Genomic DNA, 18070 nt, shown 5'->3' with positions numbered 1-18070 from the left:
CATGCCCCCCGTCACGTCCCCGATCGTCATCGCGCGCCGCGGCGTCATGCTGGTGCTGTCCTCGCCGTCCGGTGCCGGCAAGTCCACGCTCGCGCGGCTGCTGCTGGACAAGCACCCGGAAATCCACCTGTCGGTGTCCGTCACCACGCGCGAGCGTCGCCCCAGCGAGGTGGATGGCATCCACTACCACTTCATCAAGCGCGAGCGTTTCGAGCGCCTGCGCGACACCGGTGACCTGCTGGAATCGGCCGAGGTGCACGGCAATTTCTACGGCACCCCGCGCGAGCCGGTGGAGGCCGCTCTCTCCGCCGGGCGGGATGTGCTGTTCGACATCGACTATCAGGGCACGCTGCAGCTTTACGACAAGATGCGCTCCGACATTGTCGGCGTGTTCATCCTGCCGCCCTCGGCGGTGGAACTGAAGACCCGGCTGGAGCGGCGGGCCGAGGATGCGTCGGGCGTGATCGAGAAGCGGCTGAAGAATGCCCGCACCGAAATCGCCCACTGGGACCATTACGATTATGTGCTGGTGAACCAGGACCTCGACACCACCTTCCGCAGCCTCGAAGCTATCCTTATCGCCGAGCGCCTGCGCCGCGAGCGCATGATCGGCCTGCCGCCGATCATCGAGCGGCTGGATCAGGAGCTTTCCGACCTCACGGCCTGAGAGGCCGCCCGGCGGACGGCCTCCTCGGCGAGGAGGGCGTTGGCGAGGGCGACGAAGCCCTCCACTGGGATTTCCTCGGCCCGCGCCGTCGGGGTAATGCCGGCGGCATCCAGCAGCCGCGACGGCTCGGTGCCGAGGCTTTTCAGGCTCTGCCGCAGCATCTTCCTGCGCTGGCCGAACGCCGCCTCGGTGACGCGCTCCAGCGCCCGCAGTGAGCCCGGCAGCGGCGTGGACCGGGGCACGATGTGCACCACCGACGACGTCACCTTGGGCGGCGGTACGAAGGCGGAGGGTGCCACATCGAAGGCGATCCGCGCCTGTGCCCGCCAGCCTGTGAGCACGCCCAGCCGGCCATAATGGTCGGAGCTGGGATCGGCGACGATCCGCTCGGCGACCTCGCGCTGGAACATCAGCGTCAGGCTCTCATACCAGGGCGGCCACGGGTCCGCCGACAGCCAGCCGATCAGCAGCGGGGTCGCGATGTTGTAGGGCAGGTTGGCGACGACCCGGGTCGGGCCGTCGGCCAGCGCCGCCATGTCGGTCTTCAGCGCGTCGCCCTCGACAATGTCGAGCCGGCCGGGATAGCGCGCAGCGACCTCGTTCAGCGCGGCGATGCAGCGCGAATCCCGCTCGATCGCGATCACCCTGCGCGCGCCGAGCGCCAGCAGCGCCCGCGTCAGCCCGCCGGGACCGGGACCGACCTCGATGACGGTGACGTTCTCAAGGGCGCCGGCCGTGCGGGCGATGCGCGCGGTAAGGTTCAGATCCAGAAGGAAATTCTGCCCCAGCGCCTTCAGCGCGGAGAGGCCGTGCTCGCGGATGACCTCGCGCAGCGGCGGCAGATCGTCGATCGCGCTCACGAGGCCACCTCGACCGGGTGCGCCGCCGCGGCGGCCTCAACATCGGCGAGGCGGCGGGCGAGGCGGAGCGCCGCGATCAGGCTGGACGGGCTCGCACGGCCGGTGCCGGCGAGGTCGAAGGCGGTGCCGTGGTCGGGCGAGGTGCGGATGAAGGGCAGGCCGAGCGTGACGTTCACCGCCTCGTCGAACGCCAGCGCCTTGATCGGCGCCAGCACCTGGTCGTGATAGGCGCCGATGGCGACGTCGTAGCCGGCACGTGCGGCCGGGTGGAACAGCGTGTCCGCCGGCAGCGGGCCGCGGGCGTCGATGCCGCGGCGGCGCAGCTCGGCGACGGCGGGCCGCACCACGTCCTCATCCTCGCGGCCCATCGTTCCCTGTTCGCCGGCATGGGGGTTGAGGCCGCAGAAAACGAGGCGCGGCCTTGCGATGCCGAACCGCCCGGTGAGTTCGCGGGCGGTGATTTCGCCTGTACGCACAAGGAGTTCGCGGGTGAGGCGGCTCGGCACCTCGGCCAGCGGCACATGGATGGTCGCCGGCACCACGGCGAGGCGCTCCGACCACAGCATCATCACCGGGAGCGCCGCGGGATCGCCCGCGAGATGGGCGAGAAACTCGGTATGGCCGGGGAAAGGGAAGCCCGCCTCATAGAGAACCGCCTTCGAAATCGGGTTCGTGACCACGGCCGCGGCCTTTCCGGCCCGCGTCAGCGCCACCGCGGCCTCGATCGCGGCGAGGCTCGCGGGGGCGCTGGTGGCATCCGGTATGCCAGGCAGGGCGGAGGCGGCAGGGCCCGCCGGCACCACCGGCAGGGCCCGGCGGAACATCGCCGGCGCCTCCGACGGCGCGAGCCGTGCAACCGACACGTCGAGCCCGAGCTGCCGCGCCCGCCGCTCCAGCACGGTGGCATCCCCGGTGACGAAAAACGCTGGGACCTCATCGGCTTCGCGCCGACTCCAGGCGGCGAGGGCGATGTCCGGCCCGATACCGGCGGGGTCGCCGAGGGAAAGCGCGAGAGCGGGCATGGCGGGCGGTCGGGGGCCTTCGGGGCGGTGGAGGGTCGGTGCGGTGAGGTGGACGATGGGACCGATGACGCCCGGCCCGGCTCTAGCGGTACTCGATCAGCGCCGCCTTGCGGGCTTCCGCCAGAAGCCGGTCGGAGAGGGTGTCGAACTGCTTGCTCTGGAGCTCCTGCTGGATCTCCTTCTTCTCCGCGCTGTCGCCGATCACCTCGCGCTTGGCGCAGACCGCGACCATCTCGACGCCGGCCTGGGTTACCTCCGGGGCGGTGGCGCCGCCCACCGGGGTGTCGGCGAGGATCTTGCGCAGCCCGGCGGAGACGTCGGCGCCGGTGCGGACCACCGGGTCGCGCACCACGACCTCGCGCATCGCCTTGGCGGCGGCGACGCCGCTCTCGCAGTCGCCGTTGAACTTCTGCCGCAGCGCATTGGCTTCGGCGAGGCGGGTCGAGCGCATCGAGGCCGGCGCGGTGCGGCCCACCACCAGCACAATCTGGCGGATGGTGAACTCGGTGGTGCGCTGGGCCTGCCGGCTGTCGGTGCCCTTGGCGTTCAGCGCCGCGAAGATGTCGGAATCGCGCACGGAGGCGACCGAGGAATAGCGGCCGCGGACATAGTTGCTCCAGACATAGTCCGCCCGCATCTTGTCCTTCAGCAGCCGGGCGTCGACGCCGGACTGGGCCAGCGCCTGGGTCAGCTCGGCCGGGGTGCGGCCTGTGCGGCTCGCCATGTTGGCGTACATCTTGTCGATTTCGGCGTCGTCGGCGGTGACGCCGTAGCGGTCGGCGGTGAAGATCTTCAGCCGGTCGTTGACCAGGGCGTCGAGCGCCTGCTTCTGGCTGAGCTTCTGCCGCTCGGTGAGCTGGGCGATGCGGATGCGCTGGGCGACGTCGAAGCTGGTGATGGGCTGGCCCTGCACCATGACGAGGATCTGCTGGGCCTGCGCGGGCGAGGAGGCGAGGGGGGCGAGCGCGGACAGCGCCAGCGCAGGCCCGGCGAGGCCGAGCAGCAGCCGCGCCACGCGCAGCGCCCGGCCGGCGCCGCGGCCCTGCGGCCCACCGGACGGGGAAAGCCGCGGCGCCGGCGCCGGAGCCGACGTCATCCGAGCTGCGGCCGCGCCCTGCGCCCCGACCGTGTCCCAACTCCGGCTGATCCTCATGCTCTCGTCATCCCTGCTTGCGCCCGCCGCGCGCCCTTCGTTCCGGGCCCGCCGATCCGCACCGTGCTGCGCCGGGCCACCATCGGTCGTCACACGACCGACGTGTTGTGTGCAAGCCTTGTGGCCTCAATGCGACAGGTGGCCGCCGGGGCGCGGAAAAGCGCCGCCGGTCAGTTGCCGCCGAGGCCGGTGGAGAACCCGGCCTCGCCGAGGGTGCGCAGGCTGATGGTCAGCAGCACCTTGTCGTCGCGTTCGCGATTGGTGTTCTCGGTGTAGCTGGAGATGTAGTTCAGCGCCACGCCCAGGCAGTCGTTGAGATATTTGATGCCGAGCGTGGTGTAGTCGACCTGGTCCAGCGCGAGGTCGTAGCGCACGCCGGCCGACAGGCTCCACTGGTCGTTGATCTTGTAGTTGCCGCTGCCGACGATGCCCTCGCGCAGGGTGTAGTAGCCCAGCTCCGGCTGCGGGTCGTACTTGCCGTAGAGCGCGCTGACGGAGAAGCGGTCCCAGCTCTTGTTGCCCTGAACCTCGACGCGCGACATGTCCATGGTGTCGTGGTCGAAACGGAAGCGGCCGACCAGCGAGAAGTCCGGCGCCGGGGCGTAGTAGAGCCGGCCGACATAGTCGGAGACGTCGTCCTGCAGGCCCGACTCGGCGCCGGTATTGGCCATGTCGTACTGGCTGTAGGAGTTGACGCCGGCGAGCTGGTAGGACTGCCCGAACAGCGCGTTGACGAGGCCGCCGCCGTTCAGATTGGCGGTGTACTGCAGGCCCACATTGGCGCGGGTGCCGCCCTCGACCCGGTCGTAGCCGGAATATTTGCTGAGCGAGAACAGGTTGGTGTCGTCGAAGACGAGGCTCTGCGCGTCTTCGTTGGGGAACTTGCCGATGTCGCTCTCGTCGGGGCGCACGATCACCTGGGCGATCGGCTCCAGGGTCTGGGTGCCCCACTTCTCCACGGACATGAAGGGGTAGCGGTATTCGAGGCCAACCGCCGGCATGGCGCGGACGAGCTGGCTGTCGCCCGAGGCGAGCCACGGCTCGTTCTCGCTGTCGGAGGAGAGCGCGGCGACGTCGACCCGCACATTCATGAACGGGGTCCAAACCTGCCCGGCGCTGTCGGTCACGCTCTTGCGCCAGTCGGCCTGGCCGGAGAGGCGGGAATAGGAGCCGGCCATGCCGCGCAGCAGGCAGTCCTGCGCGGGGTTGTTGGTCAGCGTCAGGTCGCACTCGTTGGTGGCGCCGTTGGTCTGGTTCGGCACCACGAAGCTGGCGGAGGTGGCGCGGATGTCGGCTTCCTGCCGGGTCAGGCTGATGAAATTGAAGTTGTAGCTGAACTGGCCGTCCATGACGGGATGGTCCAGCACCTTGCTGTAGTCGATGACCGGCGCGACGAGGGCCTGCTGGTTCTCGTCGTCATAGGTGGTGAGGCCGTAGAACTGCATCACCCGGGCGTCGAAATAGCTGCGGTCGCCCTGACCGACGAGGAAGATCTGCGAGGTCACCTCGCGGCTGCCGGTGTTGGCCAGCGAGTAGTCGCTGAGGAAGGTCTGGTCGGTCAGGAGGTAGCCGTCCCAGCCCCAGTACCACTGCGTGTTGATGTTGAACTTGCCGTGGCTTTCCAGCAGGCCGCGGCTGTCGCGGTCGCCGGGGTCGCCGGAGAAGGCGCTGGGGTCGGCCTGCTGGATGCCGGCGGCGCGGATCGACCAGGTGCCGGTTTCCAGCCGCTGCCGGAACTCGGCGTCCATCAGGAAGCCCTGCTTGGTCGTCAGCATCGGCGAGAAGGTCACGTCCATATTGGGCGCGATGTTCCAGAAATACGGCACGGTGACACCGATGCCGACATTGCTGGAACTCATGAACTTCGGCAGCAGGAAGCCCGACTTGCGCTTCACCGAGGGGTCCGGGGCCTCGAAATAGGGGAAATAGGCGATCGGCAGCCCGAAGAACTCGAAGGTCGCATCCTTGAAATAGAGGGTCTGGTCTTTTTCCTTGTGGATGATGCGGGTCGCCTTGATCTGCCAGAGCGGCGGCTTCTCCGGGTTGGCGCGGCAGGGCTCGCACGGCGTGTAGGAGCCGTTGGTCAGGGTGGTGGTGTCGCCGCCCGAGCGCTGGGCCGCGGCCGCCACGAAGTGCATGTTGTCCGGCGTGTCGATGCGCAGCGACCGGACGAAGCCGTCGGCGAAATCCTGCGACAGGTCGAGATTGTCGGCGGTGATGATCTTGCCGTCGCGGTCCTTCAGGCGCACGCCGCCCTCGGCCTTCAGCCGCTTGGCGTTCTGGTCGTAGATGATGCGCTGCGCCTCGACGACGGCGCCGTCGTAATAGATCTGCACATGGCCGATGGCCGAGACTTCCTGACGCTTGAAGTCGTAGACCAGCTCGTCCGCGGTCACGATCATCTTGGCGTTGGGGTCGACCTGGCGCTGCCCGGAAAGCTCGCCGGCAAGGCTCGAGGAGCCCTTGGCGTGGGTGAACGAAGCCTGAGCCATCGCGTCGCCCGCCGGGAGCAGGATGCCCAGCGTGCCGAGGACGACCGTCGAGAACAGCCAACAAGCAGAGACGAGGCCGCTGCCGGATGCCCGGCGGGAGGCCTGACCTGCTTGGCCGGCGGAAACGCTGCCGACCTTCATCCGTCCTCCCGGTGGAGCAAAATGAGGACTCCCATCAATGCCCCAACGACCGCTGGAAACCACGCTGCAAGAATCGGGTGAACGACACCCGCCTCGCCAAGATCCTCGGCGAGCTTGGTAGCTACATAAAGCAGAAAGCCGGCAGCGACGCCACCGAGAATCGCCTCGCCTATCCCGCCGAAGCGGAACACCCGCAGGCTCACCGAGGCGGCGATCAGCACCATCGCCAGCAGCAGCAAGGGCCGGGCGAGAAGGCTTTGGTATTGCAGGCGATAACGCTCCGCGCCGAAGCCGACGCGGGTCGCCGCCTCGATCGCCTGTGGAAGATCCCAGAACGAGACGATGTCGCTCTGCAGGGTCTCCTGAACCTGGTCGGGCGTGAGGTTCGTGGCGACGAGGAAAGTGTCGTAGTGATCGAGCCCGAGGCCGACCGTGAGCACCCGCGCGTCGCTGAGTTCCCAGGCGCCGGCGCCGAGCCGGGCGGTGCGGGCTTCGATGCGCTCGGAGAGCTTTCCGTCCCGGCCGAACACGAACACCGTCACTCCCGACAACTGCCGGCCGCCGTCCTGCTTGGCGGCCGCCTGGATGATCGCCTGCCCGTCCACGCTTTGCTGGCGTATCCAGAAGCCGGCGCTCGATGAGGCGAACATACCGGTCTCCCGGTTAAAAATTTCGGCCTCGATCTGGCTGGAGCGATCCTTGAACTCCGCCGAGAGCGGATTGTAGAGCGTTGTGGACAACACCCCGAGCACCAGGGCGATGAGGCAGGCGGGCGCGATGAACTGCCACGCCGAGATGCCCGCCGCCCGCGCCACCACCAGCTCCAGCCGCCGCGACAGGGTGAGGAAGGTGCCGATTCCCGCGAACAGCACCGCGAAGGGCAGCAACTGCTCGGTGTAGAAGGGGATGTGGTAGATCACCAGTTTCAGCAGCGTCGTGCTGTCGACGTCGCGCTCGCCCACGCGGCGGCTCAGCTCGAGGAAATCCACGAGCATGATGAGGAAGGCGCAGCCGACATAGATTCCCAGCACGGAGCTGAAGAAGCGGCGGCCGAAATAGAAGCCGAGCGTGCGACCGATCACGGGCGGCCTCCGGCGGTGCGGCGGGAACGCGGCATCGGATTCAGTTCACCGTTTCGCGCACGACGCGCTGGGCAAGCTTGTCGAAGAACCGGCTGACGGAGGGCGGCGTCTTCACCTTGTAGCCGGCCAGGATCGCGACGCTGCCGAGGATGACGACGAGCGGGATGAGATAGACCACGGGAATCAGCTCCGGCACCCGGCGAACCTGGTTGATGAGGCCGAAGCTGGCGACCTGCAATCCCACCACATAGGGAATCGTCGCCGCCAGCGCGAGGCCGCGGCTCTCTCGCGTCGTGCGCGGCTCGGCCAGCGCGGCGACCGCGATGCCGAAGAAGGCCAGCACATAGAGCGGCAGCGACAGCCGGCGGTGGATCTCCTCGGCGTAGCGGCCGGGGTCCTTCTTGTAGGCGGGGTCCTCGGTGTCGGGGTTGAGCAGCTCGGCGAAGGTGCGCTCCGGCGCCCGCAGGGTGGGGCCGTCCTGGCTGGAGTTGAACGGCGAGAGGTCGAAGGCGTAGCGCTGGAACTCCACCACGTTGGAGTCCGGCTTGCCGGGGGTGCGGCGGTGGATGGCGCCGTCCTCCAGGATGAGGAAGGTGCCTTCCTTGGTGTCGACGATCTGGCCGCGGTCGGCGAGATAGGTGCTCACCTCCTCGCGGTTGCGGGCGTCGTTGATGAAGATGCCGCCCAGAACGCCGCTGGCGTTGCGCTCGCGCACGTTGAACACCATGCCGTCGGCGATCGTGGTGAAGCGCCCGGGCTGGGCGATGAAGCCGACGAGGTCGCCGCGCACCCGGGTGATCTCGGTGCGGAACTGCCGCAGCGCGGCCGGGACCAGCTCCAGCGACAATGCCGCGCAGGCCCCCGCCACCAGCAGCGCCAGCACGATCAGCGGGCGCAGGAAGCGGCGGGTGGAGATGCCGGAGGCGCTGGCGACCACGATTTCCGAATCGCCGTTCATGCGGAACAGCGTGTGGGCCACCGCCATGAACAGCGCCGCCGGGGCGAGGGCGAGCACCAGCGCCGGCATGGCGAGGCTGGTGATGTAGACGAAGGCCAGGATGGTCTGGCCCTGCGTGGTCATGATGTCGAGCTGGCGCAGGGCCTGGGTGACCCAGATCATGCCCGTGAGCACGACGAGGGTGCCCGCGAAGGCGAAGCCGGCCGAGCGGAACACGTAGCGGTCGAGGCGCGTGATCATGTGGCGTGTCCGTCGCTGCCTTACTTCAAGTCGCCGCCCGCAGGTGTGTGGATAGGCGGAACCATTCCAATGTGCAAATGAACGCTCGATCGCCGCTCTCGTCGCCGGGCCATCATTGGGCTAAACATGCCCAAATCAAGCCGCTGGCGAAAAGGTGCGTACCATGCCCGACCCGATGAAGATCAGCTTTGCCAAGATTCCGGCCGCGCCGGGCGCGATCACGGTCGTGCTGGCGGGGGAGGGGCTGGCGCTTTCCGCCGGCGCCGCCGCGCTGCTGGAGCCGACCGGCGACCTGCTGGCGCGCGCCGCGGCCTCGGAGCGCTTCGAGGGCAAGGCCGGCAGCGCGCTGGAGCTGGTGGCCCCGGCCGGGCTGGAGACCGGGCGCCTCGTCGTGCTCGGCGTCGGCAAGGCCGCGGAGCTGAAGCCGCTCGACTGGCTGAAGCTCGGCGGCGCGCTGATGGGCCGGCTGCCGGCGGCGGCGAAGGAGGTAGCGGTGGTGCTGGAGCTGCCGGAGGTCGAGGTCTCGCCGGAGGCGGTCGCCGAATTCGCGCTGGGCCTGCGGCTGCGCGGCTATGCCTTCGACCGCTACAAGACCCGGCAGAAGCCGGAGGAGCAGGCGGCGCGCCCGAAAGTCACCCTCCACGTGGTGGATGACGTCGCCGCCAAGCGGGCCTGGAAGAAGCGGGAGGGGGTCGGCGACGGCGTCGTCATCGCCCGCGACCTCGTGAACGAGCCGGCCAACGTGCTGACGCCGACCGAGTTCGCCCGCCGCGCCGGCGAGCTGAGCAAGCTCGGCGTCGCGGTCGAGGTGCTGGACGAGAAGCAGCTCAAGAAGCTCGGCATGGGCGCGCTGCTCGGCGTCGGCCAGGGCTCCGAGCAGGAGAGCCGCGTCGTGGTCATGCGCTGGGACGGCGGCAAGGAAGGCGTCGCCCCGCTCGCCTTCATCGGCAAGGGCGTGGTGTTCGACACCGGCGGCATCTCGATCAAGCAGGCCGCGGGCATGGAGGACATGAAGGGCGACATGGGCGGCGCCGCCTGCGTGGTCGGCCTGATGCACGCCCTCGCCAGCCGCAAGGCCAAGGTGAACGCCGTCGGCGTCATCGGCCTCGTCGAGAACATGCCGGACGGCAACGCCCAGCGCCCCGGCGACATCGTCACCTCGATGTCGGGCCAGACCATCGAGATCATCAACACCGACGCCGAGGGCCGCCTCGTGCTCGGCGACGTGCTCTGGTACGTCAAGGACCGCTTCAAGCCGCAGTTCATGATCGACCTCGCCACCCTCACCGGCGCGATCATGGTGGCGCTGGGCCAGGAACATGCCGGCCTCTTCGCCAATGACGACGCGCTGGCGGCGCGGCTGACCGAGGCGGGCCTCGCCACCGGCGAGAAGGTGTGGCGCATGCCGCTGGCGCCCGAATACGACAAGCTGATCGATTCGCGATTCGCCGACATGAAGAACACCGGCGGCCGATTCGGCGGTTCCATCACCGCCGCCCAGTTCCTCAAGCGATTCGTCGGCGACGTGCCGTGGGCGCATCTCGACATCGCCGGCACCGCGATCTCCTCGCCGGCCTCCGACATCAACCGGAGCTGGGCCTCCGGCTGGGGTGTGCGGCTGCTCGACCGGCTGGTGGCGGAGAACTACGAGGGCTGAGCCCCCGCCGCGACGACCGCGGCGCGCGGGCACGATGCCGGTGGATGGGCCGGCATGGCTGCCCTTGGGCCGGGACGCTCCGGCCCGGGAAAGGCCGGGGCGGCCAGAGCCGCGACGCCGGAAGCCGCGGCGGCGAAGGCGGTGCCGCCCTCGGCGCGGCGCCGGGCGGGCGGATGAAGACGGGCGGGGATGATGGGCGAGGTCTTCTTCTATCACCTGCAGCGCCAGCCGCTGGAAAAGGCGCTGCCCCAGCTTCTGGAGAAGTGCCTGGAGCGGGGCTGGCGCTGCGTGGTGCAGGCCTCATCCCGCGAGCGGGTCGACGCGCTCGACCATCTGCTCTGGACCTATGACGACGCCTCCTTCCTGCCCCACGGCACCGACCGTGAGGCCGAGCCCGCGCTGCACCCGGTGATTCTCACCGATGGCACGGCCAACCCCAACGCCGCGCAGGTGCGATTCCTCGTCGACGACGCCGAACTGGGCGACGTCGCTTCCTATGTCCGGGTCGTGCTGGTGTTCGACGGCAACGACCCCGACCAGACCGCCCGGGCCCGGGAGAACTGGCGGGCCGCCCGGGCGCAGGGCGCCGAGGTCTCCTATTGGCAGCAGGGCGAGGACGGCCGCTGGCGCCGCAAATAGCCGGCGGTGCGGTGGCGCCGCAGCGGCTTGCGCTCGCCCGGCGCCCGGCCGCCTCGCGCCGCCCGCCGGACATGGTGTTGCGCGGGGCAGGAGGCGTCCCCGTCGCAGGCACCGTGCCGGTTCACCACAGTGTCGCTCGGGCGTTTGGCCATCATTCCCGGCGCTGCGGCCGCCACGTTCGCGGCGCGATTAAGCCTTTGTTTACACTTGGTTGCGGCGGGCCGGGGTGGCGGCCTCGCGGACAGCCGGGAGGGTCTCGAAATTGTGACCCATCAGCAACACTCGGTGGCTGAATGCCCCGAAAGCCCTGTGGGGAGCCACTTTGGCTTTGCGCCCCAAGATCGATTCAAACAATATCATCAGCGGATGCCGTGCCCAACGTGCGGTGGGTCCTGACAACTGAAAACCCAACATTGGTCCAATTTGGGGGAGAATGAAGTGAAGACGGTCATGAAGAATGTGCTGCTCGGCTCCGTCGCCGGGCTTGCGATGGTCGGGACTGCCGCGGCGGCCGATCTGCCTGTGAAGGCGAAGGCTGCCGAGTACGTGAAGATCTGCTCGACCTATGGCGCGGGCTTCTACTACGTTCCCGGCACCGACACCTGCCTGAAGATCGGTGGTTACGTCACGGCCGACACCTACGCCACCGGCGGCGAGAACAAGTTCGTCACCACCGGCGCTGATGGCTATGCCGCCGGCACCTACAAGGACAGCGGTTCCGAGACCTACTTCCTGACCCGCGGCGCGATCCAGCTCGACGCCCGGACCCAGACCGAGTACGGCACCCTGCGCTCCTACATCGAAGCTCGCTTCACCTACGGCAACACCGGCGGTATCGCGAACGAGTTCTCGAACGACCAGACCCCCACCACGTCTGATTACGGCGGGCGTTCGGGCACCTCGACCGAGCTGAAGTACGCCTACATCCAGTTCGCTGGCTTCACCTTCGGTCGCGCCACCTCGGCGTTCGACTTCTGGGCGGGCGACTTCTGGTACGGCATTCAGCCGGGCGCCTTCTACTCCGACACCACCACCAACCTGGTGTCGTACACCGCTGACTTCGGCAACGGCTTCTCGGCCACCCTGTCGGTCGAAGACGGCTATGCTCGTGAGGCGTCCTACGACTACGTTTACTGGACCCCCACCGAGAACGACAACCAGACCGTTCCGGACATCGTCGCGAACGTTGCCTACGAAGGCACCTGGGGCGCTCTGAAGCTCTCCGGCGCGTATCACGACCTGCAGCAGCTCGAGGGCATCCAGTCCCAGGACAGCAGCGGCTGGGCCTTCCTGGCTGGCGTGCGCTTCGACATCGCTGAGACCACCACCCTCTACATCGAAGGCGCTTATGCCTCCGGCGCGGTTGGTTACACCGGCCTCGGCGACTACGTTCCGGAAGTCGACTCTTCGGGCAACGCGGTCTCCACCTGGTACATCGGTGGCGCTCTGCAGCACTACTGGACCCCGACCGTGTTCACCAGCGTGGTCGGCAGCTACAGCGAGTCGGACACCTTCGACGTCGCCAGCGGCTCCGGTTCGTCCTACGACTTCGACGGCACTGCCTCCTGGACCGGCTACAACGTCGGCGCCAACATCGGCTGGCAGCCGGTTAAGGGTCTGACCCTGGTCCTGCAGTACGACTACCTCGACGCCCAGTACGACTTCGGCCAGACCGGTGGTTCGTCCTCGCTCGACTACACCCAGAACCGCGTGACCTTCTCGGCCAAGCGCGCCTTCTGATCACCTGATCCGTCAGGTTCCAAGGGAAGCCCCGGCCTTGCGCCGGGGCTTTTCTGTTGAAAAGCCCCCGTTCTGCGTCGCGCGATCTGCGCGCGATGGCATGGGCGGCGCGATCCGCGCCACGCGGCTTTCAAAGGCGGTCATATCGCGGCGCGCGATGCGCTACCCCGCGAGAGCGGAGGCGGCGCGACGTTCGGCTTCCGTGCGAGACGGCTTCCGCGCGAGATCGCTGCCGGGCAAGATCGCTTCCGAGCGAGATGGGCTTCCGAGCGAGATGGGCTTCCGCGCGAGATGGGCTTCCGCGCGAGATGGGCTTCCGCGCAAGATCGGCTTCCGCGCAAGATCGGCTTCCGCGAGAGATCGGCTTCCGCGCGCGGGTCGCGCCCGTCGCCGATCGCAGGCCCGGCCATGCCGCACCCTTCCGGCCATGCCGCACCCTTCCGGCCATGCCCTTTCAGGGCCGCGCCGTTCCGCCCATTCAGGGGAGGGGTATCGGTGGCGGTCCGCCTCCGGGCGCGCGACATCCCGGGCCTCGCGCCGCCGGTGCCGACCACGCACCCTGCCGTCAGGCTTCAGGCTTCAGGCTTCAGGCTTCAGGCTTCAGGCGTCAGGCGTCAGGCGCTCTGCGCCTCCTCCAGCCTTGCCGAGAGGTCGAGCCAGTTCTCTTCCAGCCGCCCCAGCGCCTCGGCGGCCTCGGCGCGCTGCTTGGCCAGCCGGGTCGCCTTGGCGGGGTCGCGGGCATACAGATCGGGCGCCGCCAGCTCGGCGTCGAGCGCGGCCATCTGCTTTTCCAGCCGGGCGATGGCGGCCTCGGTGTCCTTCAGCTGCTTGCGCAGCGGCGCCAGCTCCGCCCGGCGCTCCGCCGCGGCCTGCCGCTCCTGCCGGCGCTCGGAACCCGCGGCCTTCGCCGCGCCGCCGGCCCCCGCGCCGCTGCCGAGCACCTCGCGGCGGTAATCGTCGAGATCGCCCTCATAGGGTGCGATGGTGCCGCCGCCGACCCGCCAGAGCCGCTCGGCGCAGGCGTCGAGCAGGGTGCGGTCGTGGCTCACCAGGATGACGGCGCCGGGAAAATCGTTGATCGCCTCGATCAGCGCCTGCCGCGCCGCGATGTCGAGATGGTTGGTCGGCTCGTCGAGGATCAGCAGGTGCGGCCCCTCGAAGGTGGAGAGGCCGAGCAGCAGCCGGGCCTTCTCGCCGCCGGAAAGGGCGGCGATGCGGGTGTCGGCCGCCGCGCCGGAAAAGCCCATTTCGGCGGCGCGGGCGCGCACCTTCGCCTCCGGCGCGTCCGGCATCAGGGCGCGGACATGCTCGTAAGGGCTCTGGTCGGCGTGCAGCTCGTCGAGCTGGTGCTGGGCGAGATAGGCCACCTTCAGCCCGCTGGCGCGCACCAGCCGGCCGCGCTGCGCCGGCAGCCGGTCGGCCAGCAGCTTGGCGAAGGTCGATTTGCCGTTGCCGTTCGGGCCGAGCAGCGCGATGCGGTCGTCATGGTCGATGCGCAGGTTGAGCCCGCGCAGGATCGCCCGGCCAGGATCGTAGCCGGTGGCGACGTCCTCCAGCACCAGGATCGGCGGGGAGGGAATGCGCTCGGGGTGGCGGATCGAGATCGCCGCCGGCTCCTCGCCGGGAATGTCCTCCAGCGGCGCCAGCCGGGCGAGCGCCTTCAGCCGCGATTGCGCCTGCCGCGCCTTGGTCGCCTTGGCGCGGAAGCGCTCGACGAAGGCTTCCATGTGCTTGCGCTTGGCTTCCTGCTTGGTGCGCTGCTTCTGGTCGAGCACCAGCTTTTCCCGGCGCTGCCGCTCGAAGGAATCATAGCCGCCGCGCCACAGGGTCAGTCGGCTGCGCTCCAGATGCAGGATCGAATCGACCGAGGTGTTGAGCAGGTCGCGGTCGTGGCTGATGAGCAGGATGGTGTGGGGGTAGCGGGCGAGGTAGTCCTGCAGCCACAGCGTGCCTTCGAGGTCGAGATAGTTGGTCGGCTCGTCCAGCAGCAGCAGGTCCGGCTCGGCGAAAAGAATGGCCGCCAGCGCCACCCGCATCCGCCAGCCGCCGGAAAATTCCGAGGAGGGCCGCGCCTGCGCCGCCTCGTCGAAGCCGAGCCCGGCGAGGATGCGGGCGGCGCGGGCGGGTGCGGCATGGGCGCCGATATCGGCCAGCCGCAGCTCGATCTCGCCGATCCGGTCGGGGTCGTGCGCGCTTTCGCGCTCCTCCATCAGCCGGGCCCGCTCGGTGTCGGCGGCGAGCACGATGTCGATCAGCTTCTCCGGGCCGGCCGGCGCCTCCTGCGCCACCTGGCCGATGCGGGCGCGGGCCGGCAGGCGCACCTGCCCGGTTTCCAGCGCCAGCTCGCCGGTGATGGCGCGGAACAGCGTCGTCTTTCCCGCGCCGTTGCGCCCCACCAGCCCGACCCGCGCGCCGGTCGGCACGGTGGCCGAGGCGTGATCGATGAGAAGCCGCCCGGCAAGGCGGAGCGAGATGTCGTCGAAGATGATCATGCCGTCTTGTGCCCCGTGGCCCGGCGGCCGGCAAGAGGCAGAAACCGCCGGCGCCCGCACCGCGACGGCGCACGGCGCGGTATGCCCGGGGCGGCAAGGATCGGGTACGGGCGGCGGAGCAAGGTCCGCCGCCCGCCCCGACGGCCGGGTCGAGGGAGGGTTTTCTTCCCGGTCATCGGTCCCGGCGCGTGGGGCACCGGGACCGGCAGGCGGCGCGGCCGGTCGGGCCGCGCCGCGCAGGCGTGCGCGGCGTCACTCCGCGGCGGCGGCGGTGCCGTCGAGGCTGATTCCGAGGCGGCGGGCGACACCCTCGCCGTAGCGGGGGTCGGCCTTGTAGAAATGCGCGATCTGCCGCTTCAGGATGAACTCCGGCACCCCGCCCATGGAGGCGACGAGGTTGTCCATCAGCCGCTCGCGCTGCTCCTCGTTCATCAGCCGGAACAGGTTGCCCGGCTGGGTGTAGTCGTCATTGCCGACGCGGTGGTCGTAGCGGGCGGCGTCGCCGGAAATCGCCAGCGGCGGCTCGGCGAAGGCCGGGTTCTGGACCGGGCCGTCGAAGGAGTTCGGCTCGTAAAAGGCGTCGGCCGTGCCGGTCTTCGGCTCGAAGAACCGCATGGAGCCGTCCTTGTGGTAGTGATGCACCGGGCACTTCGGCTGGTTCACCGGGAGCGCCTCGTAATGCGTGCCGATGCGGTAGCGATGGGCGTCGGCATAGGAGAAGATGCGGGCCTGCAGCATCTTGTCCGGCGAGAAGCCGATGCCGGGCACGATGTTGGAAGGCGACATCGCCACCTGCTCGATCTCGGCGAAGTAGTTCTCGGCGTTGCGGTTCAGCTCCATCACGCCGACCTCGATCAGCGGATAGTCGCCATGCGGCCACACCTTGGTGAGGTCGAAGGGGTTGTAGGGGGTCTTCTCGGCGTCGGCTTCCGGCATCACCTGCACATGCAGCGTCCACTTCGGGAACTCGCCGTTCTCGATGGCGGAGAACAGGTCTTCCTGGGTGGATTCGCGGGTGCGGCCGATGACTTCCGCCGCCTCGGCGTTGGTCCAGTGGCGGTGGCCCTGCTGGGTCTTGAAGTGGAACTTCACCCAGAACCGCTCATTGGCGGCGTTGATGAAGGAGAAGGTGTGCGAGCCATAGCCGTTGATGTGGCGCACATCGGTGGGCAGGCCGCGATCCGAGAACAGGATGGTGACCTGGTGCAGGCTCTCCGGCGAGAGCGACCAGAAGTCCCACATCGCGGTGGGCGAGCGCAGATTGCTCTTGGGGTGGCGCTTCTGGGTGTGGATGAAGTCGGGGAACTTCAGCGGGTCGCGGACGAAGAACACCGGGGTGTTGTTACCGACGAGGTCCCAGTTGCCTTCCTCGGTGTAGAACTTCACCGCGAAGCCGCGCACGTCGCGCTCGGCGTCCGCCGCGCCCAGCTCGCCGGCGACGGTGGAGAAGCGGGCGATCAGCTCCGTCTTCTTGCCGACTTCGGAAAACACCTTGGCGCGGGTGTACTTGGTGATGTCATTGGTCACGGTCAGGGTGCCGAAGGCGCCCCAGCCCTTGGCGTGCACCACGCGCTCGGGGATGCGCTCGCGGTTCTGGTGGGCCAGCTTCTCGATGAGCTGGTAGTCCTGCAGCAGAACCGGACCGCGCGCACCGGCCGTGATGGAGTTCTGGTTGTCGGCGACGGGGGCGCCGGCGGTCGTCGTCAGCGTCGGACGGGTCATGCTCTTCTCCCTCATGCGCGGCCACCTCCCGGGGCGGCCGAAGCGGGTAGCATAATGACCAGAGGTGACGATAAGATCAAATCAGATTGCTTCCCATAAACGATAAGTTAGTCTGATCGCATGATCACCTTGCGCCAGATGCGCTATCTCGATGCGCTGGCCCGCACCCGCCATTTCGGCCGGGCGGCGGAGGCCTGCGCCGTCACCCAGCCCGCCCTGTCGATGCAGCTTCGCGAGATGGAGGCCGAACTTGGCGTCACCCTGATCGAGCGCGGGCGCGACGGGGTGCGGCTCACCGGCGCCGGGCAGGAGACCGCGGAGCGCGCCCGCGCCATCCTGCTCGCGGTGGCCGACCTCGAGGCGGCGGCCAGCGCCCATGGCCGGGTGCTGGAAGGCCGCTTCCGGCTCGGCATCATCCCGTCCATCGCGCCCTTCCTGCTGCCCCGGCTGCTGCCGCTCGCCCGCGCCGAGTTTCCCGGTCTCGAACTGGCGCTGCGCGAGACCCAGACCGACATTCTCACCACCGAGCTGCTGGCCGGCGAACTCGACGCCGTCATTCTCAGCCTGCCGGTCGATCACGCCGAATTGTGCGCGGTGCCGCTGTTCTCCGACCCGTTCCTGCTCGCGGTGGCGGCGGCCGGGCCGATGGCCGGGCACACCATCGCCCATCCCGATCTTCTGGAGCACAAGGACCTGCTGCTGCTGGAGGACGGGCACTGCCTGCGCGACCAGGCGCTGAAGGTGTGCGCCAAGCTCGATCCCCGGCAGCTGCGCTCCTATGGCGCCACCAGCCTCACCACCATCGTGCAGCTCGTCGCCAACGGGCAGGGCATCACCCTGCTGCCGCAGATCTTCGTCGACACCGAGGGCACGGCCGATCCACGGGTGCGGCTGCTGCGCTTCGCCGAGCCGGAACCGCGGCGCGAGGTGGGGCTCGTCTGGCGCCGCGCCGCGCCGCGCGGGCCGAACATCGAGGCGCTGGCGCGGCTGGTGCGGCAATGCCGCGGGGTTCACCGCATCGAGCCGGAGCCTGCGGTGCTCTCGGCCTGAGGGGCGGAGCGGAGCTTTCGGCCGGTTTGCGACGATTCCGGCCCGGGCGAAGCCGGGCGCCGCCGGAGGCCGCGTGCTGCAAAGACTCCGGCCCGGTCGAAGCCGGGCGCCGCCGGAGGCCGCGTGCTGTAAAGACTCCGGCCCGGTCGAAGCCG

At 69.1% G+C, this 18070-nt stretch carries 13 protein-coding genes; 5 read left to right on the top strand and 8 right to left on the bottom strand.

What is annotated here, in order from left to right; genetic code table 11:
* Position 1 precedes the first annotated feature (1 nt).
* Positions 2-667: a guanylate kinase gene (gene gmk, locus KHC27_RS18565; RefSeq protein ID WP_213340974.1), complete on the top strand. Its 666-nt coding sequence runs from the start codon at positions 2-4 to the stop codon at positions 665-667.
* Here the strand turns inward: gmk and rsmA are convergent.
* The 6 genes from rsmA to lptF all read right to left on the bottom strand — a co-directional run bounded on the left by rsmA (position 640) and on the right by lptF (position 8615).
* On the bottom strand, positions 640-1527 hold the full coding sequence (gene rsmA / locus KHC27_RS18560; RefSeq protein WP_213340972.1) for a 16S rRNA (adenine(1518)-N(6)/adenine(1519)-N(6))-dimethyltransferase RsmA: 888 nt from the start codon (positions 1525-1527) through the stop codon (positions 640-642). The genes gmk and rsmA overlap by 28 nt on opposite strands.
* The gene (gene pdxA / locus KHC27_RS18555; RefSeq protein WP_213340970.1) at positions 1524-2549 is read right to left on the bottom strand and encodes a 4-hydroxythreonine-4-phosphate dehydrogenase PdxA; all 1026 of its coding nucleotides are present in this window, start codon (positions 2547-2549) and stop codon (positions 1524-1526) included. Before pdxA ends, rsmA begins: the two co-directional genes overlap by 4 nt.
* A gap of 82 nt (positions 2550-2631) precedes the next feature.
* A complete protein-coding gene (locus KHC27_RS18550) occupies positions 2632-3645 on the bottom strand; it encodes a SurA N-terminal domain-containing protein (protein WP_213340968.1) in 1014 nt (337 codons plus the stop codon).
* A 227-nt stretch (positions 3646-3872) separates the two neighbouring features.
* A complete protein-coding gene (locus KHC27_RS18545; RefSeq protein ID WP_213340966.1) occupies positions 3873-6335 on the bottom strand; it encodes an LPS-assembly protein LptD in 2463 nt (820 codons plus the stop codon).
* On the bottom strand, positions 6332-7417 hold the full coding sequence (lptG, locus tag KHC27_RS18540; protein WP_213340964.1) for an LPS export ABC transporter permease LptG: 1086 nt from the start codon (positions 7415-7417) through the stop codon (positions 6332-6334). Before lptG ends, KHC27_RS18545 begins: the two co-directional genes overlap by 4 nt.
* Before the next feature lie 40 nt (positions 7418-7457).
* Complete coding sequence (gene lptF / locus KHC27_RS18535; protein ID WP_246520063.1) at positions 7458-8615, bottom strand: LPS export ABC transporter permease LptF; 1158 nt, start codon at positions 8613-8615, stop codon at positions 7458-7460.
* Between the two features lie 163 nt (positions 8616-8778).
* On the opposite strand from lptF, the gene KHC27_RS18530 reads away from it, so the two are divergent.
* From KHC27_RS18530 to KHC27_RS18520, 3 genes are all read left to right on the top strand, one after another.
* Positions 8779-10272, top strand: a complete 1494-nt coding sequence (locus tag KHC27_RS18530) for a leucyl aminopeptidase (RefSeq protein ID WP_213340961.1) — start codon at positions 8779-8781, stop codon at positions 10270-10272.
* 192 nt (positions 10273-10464) lie between these two features.
* Positions 10465-10911 carry a DNA polymerase III subunit chi gene (locus tag KHC27_RS18525; protein WP_213341093.1) on the top strand — a complete coding sequence of 149 codons (447 nt, stop codon included), beginning with the start codon at positions 10465-10467 and terminating at the stop codon, positions 10909-10911.
* Positions 10912-11361: 450 nt separating this feature from the next.
* Positions 11362-12651: a porin gene (locus tag KHC27_RS18520; protein ID WP_213340959.1), complete on the top strand. Its 1290-nt coding sequence runs from the start codon at positions 11362-11364 to the stop codon at positions 12649-12651.
* Between the two features lie 614 nt (positions 12652-13265).
* Here the strand turns inward: KHC27_RS18520 and KHC27_RS18515 are convergent.
* Together KHC27_RS18515 and KHC27_RS18510 are read right to left on the bottom strand one after the other, a co-directional pair.
* The gene (locus tag KHC27_RS18515) at positions 13266-15143 is read right to left on the bottom strand and encodes an ABC-F family ATP-binding cassette domain-containing protein (protein ID WP_213340954.1); all 1878 of its coding nucleotides are present in this window, start codon (positions 15141-15143) and stop codon (positions 13266-13268) included.
* Between the two features lie 252 nt (positions 15144-15395).
* A complete protein-coding gene (locus tag KHC27_RS18510) occupies positions 15396-16865 on the bottom strand; it encodes a catalase (RefSeq protein ID WP_213340952.1) in 1470 nt (489 codons plus the stop codon).
* A 120-nt stretch (positions 16866-16985) separates the two neighbouring features.
* On the opposite strand from KHC27_RS18510, the gene KHC27_RS18505 reads away from it, so the two are divergent.
* Entirely contained in the window at positions 16986-17915 is a 930-nt protein-coding gene (locus KHC27_RS18505) for a hydrogen peroxide-inducible genes activator (protein WP_213340950.1), read from the top strand.
* Positions 17916-18070 lie beyond the last annotated feature (155 nt).

Source organism: Ancylobacter lacus (assembly GCF_018390635.1).
In the GTDB taxonomy this organism is placed as follows: domain Bacteria; phylum Pseudomonadota; class Alphaproteobacteria; order Rhizobiales; family Xanthobacteraceae; genus Ancylobacter; species Ancylobacter lacus.
The sequence above is the reverse complement of the archived record's forward strand: the minus strand, read 5'-3'. Positions and strand labels throughout refer to the sequence as shown.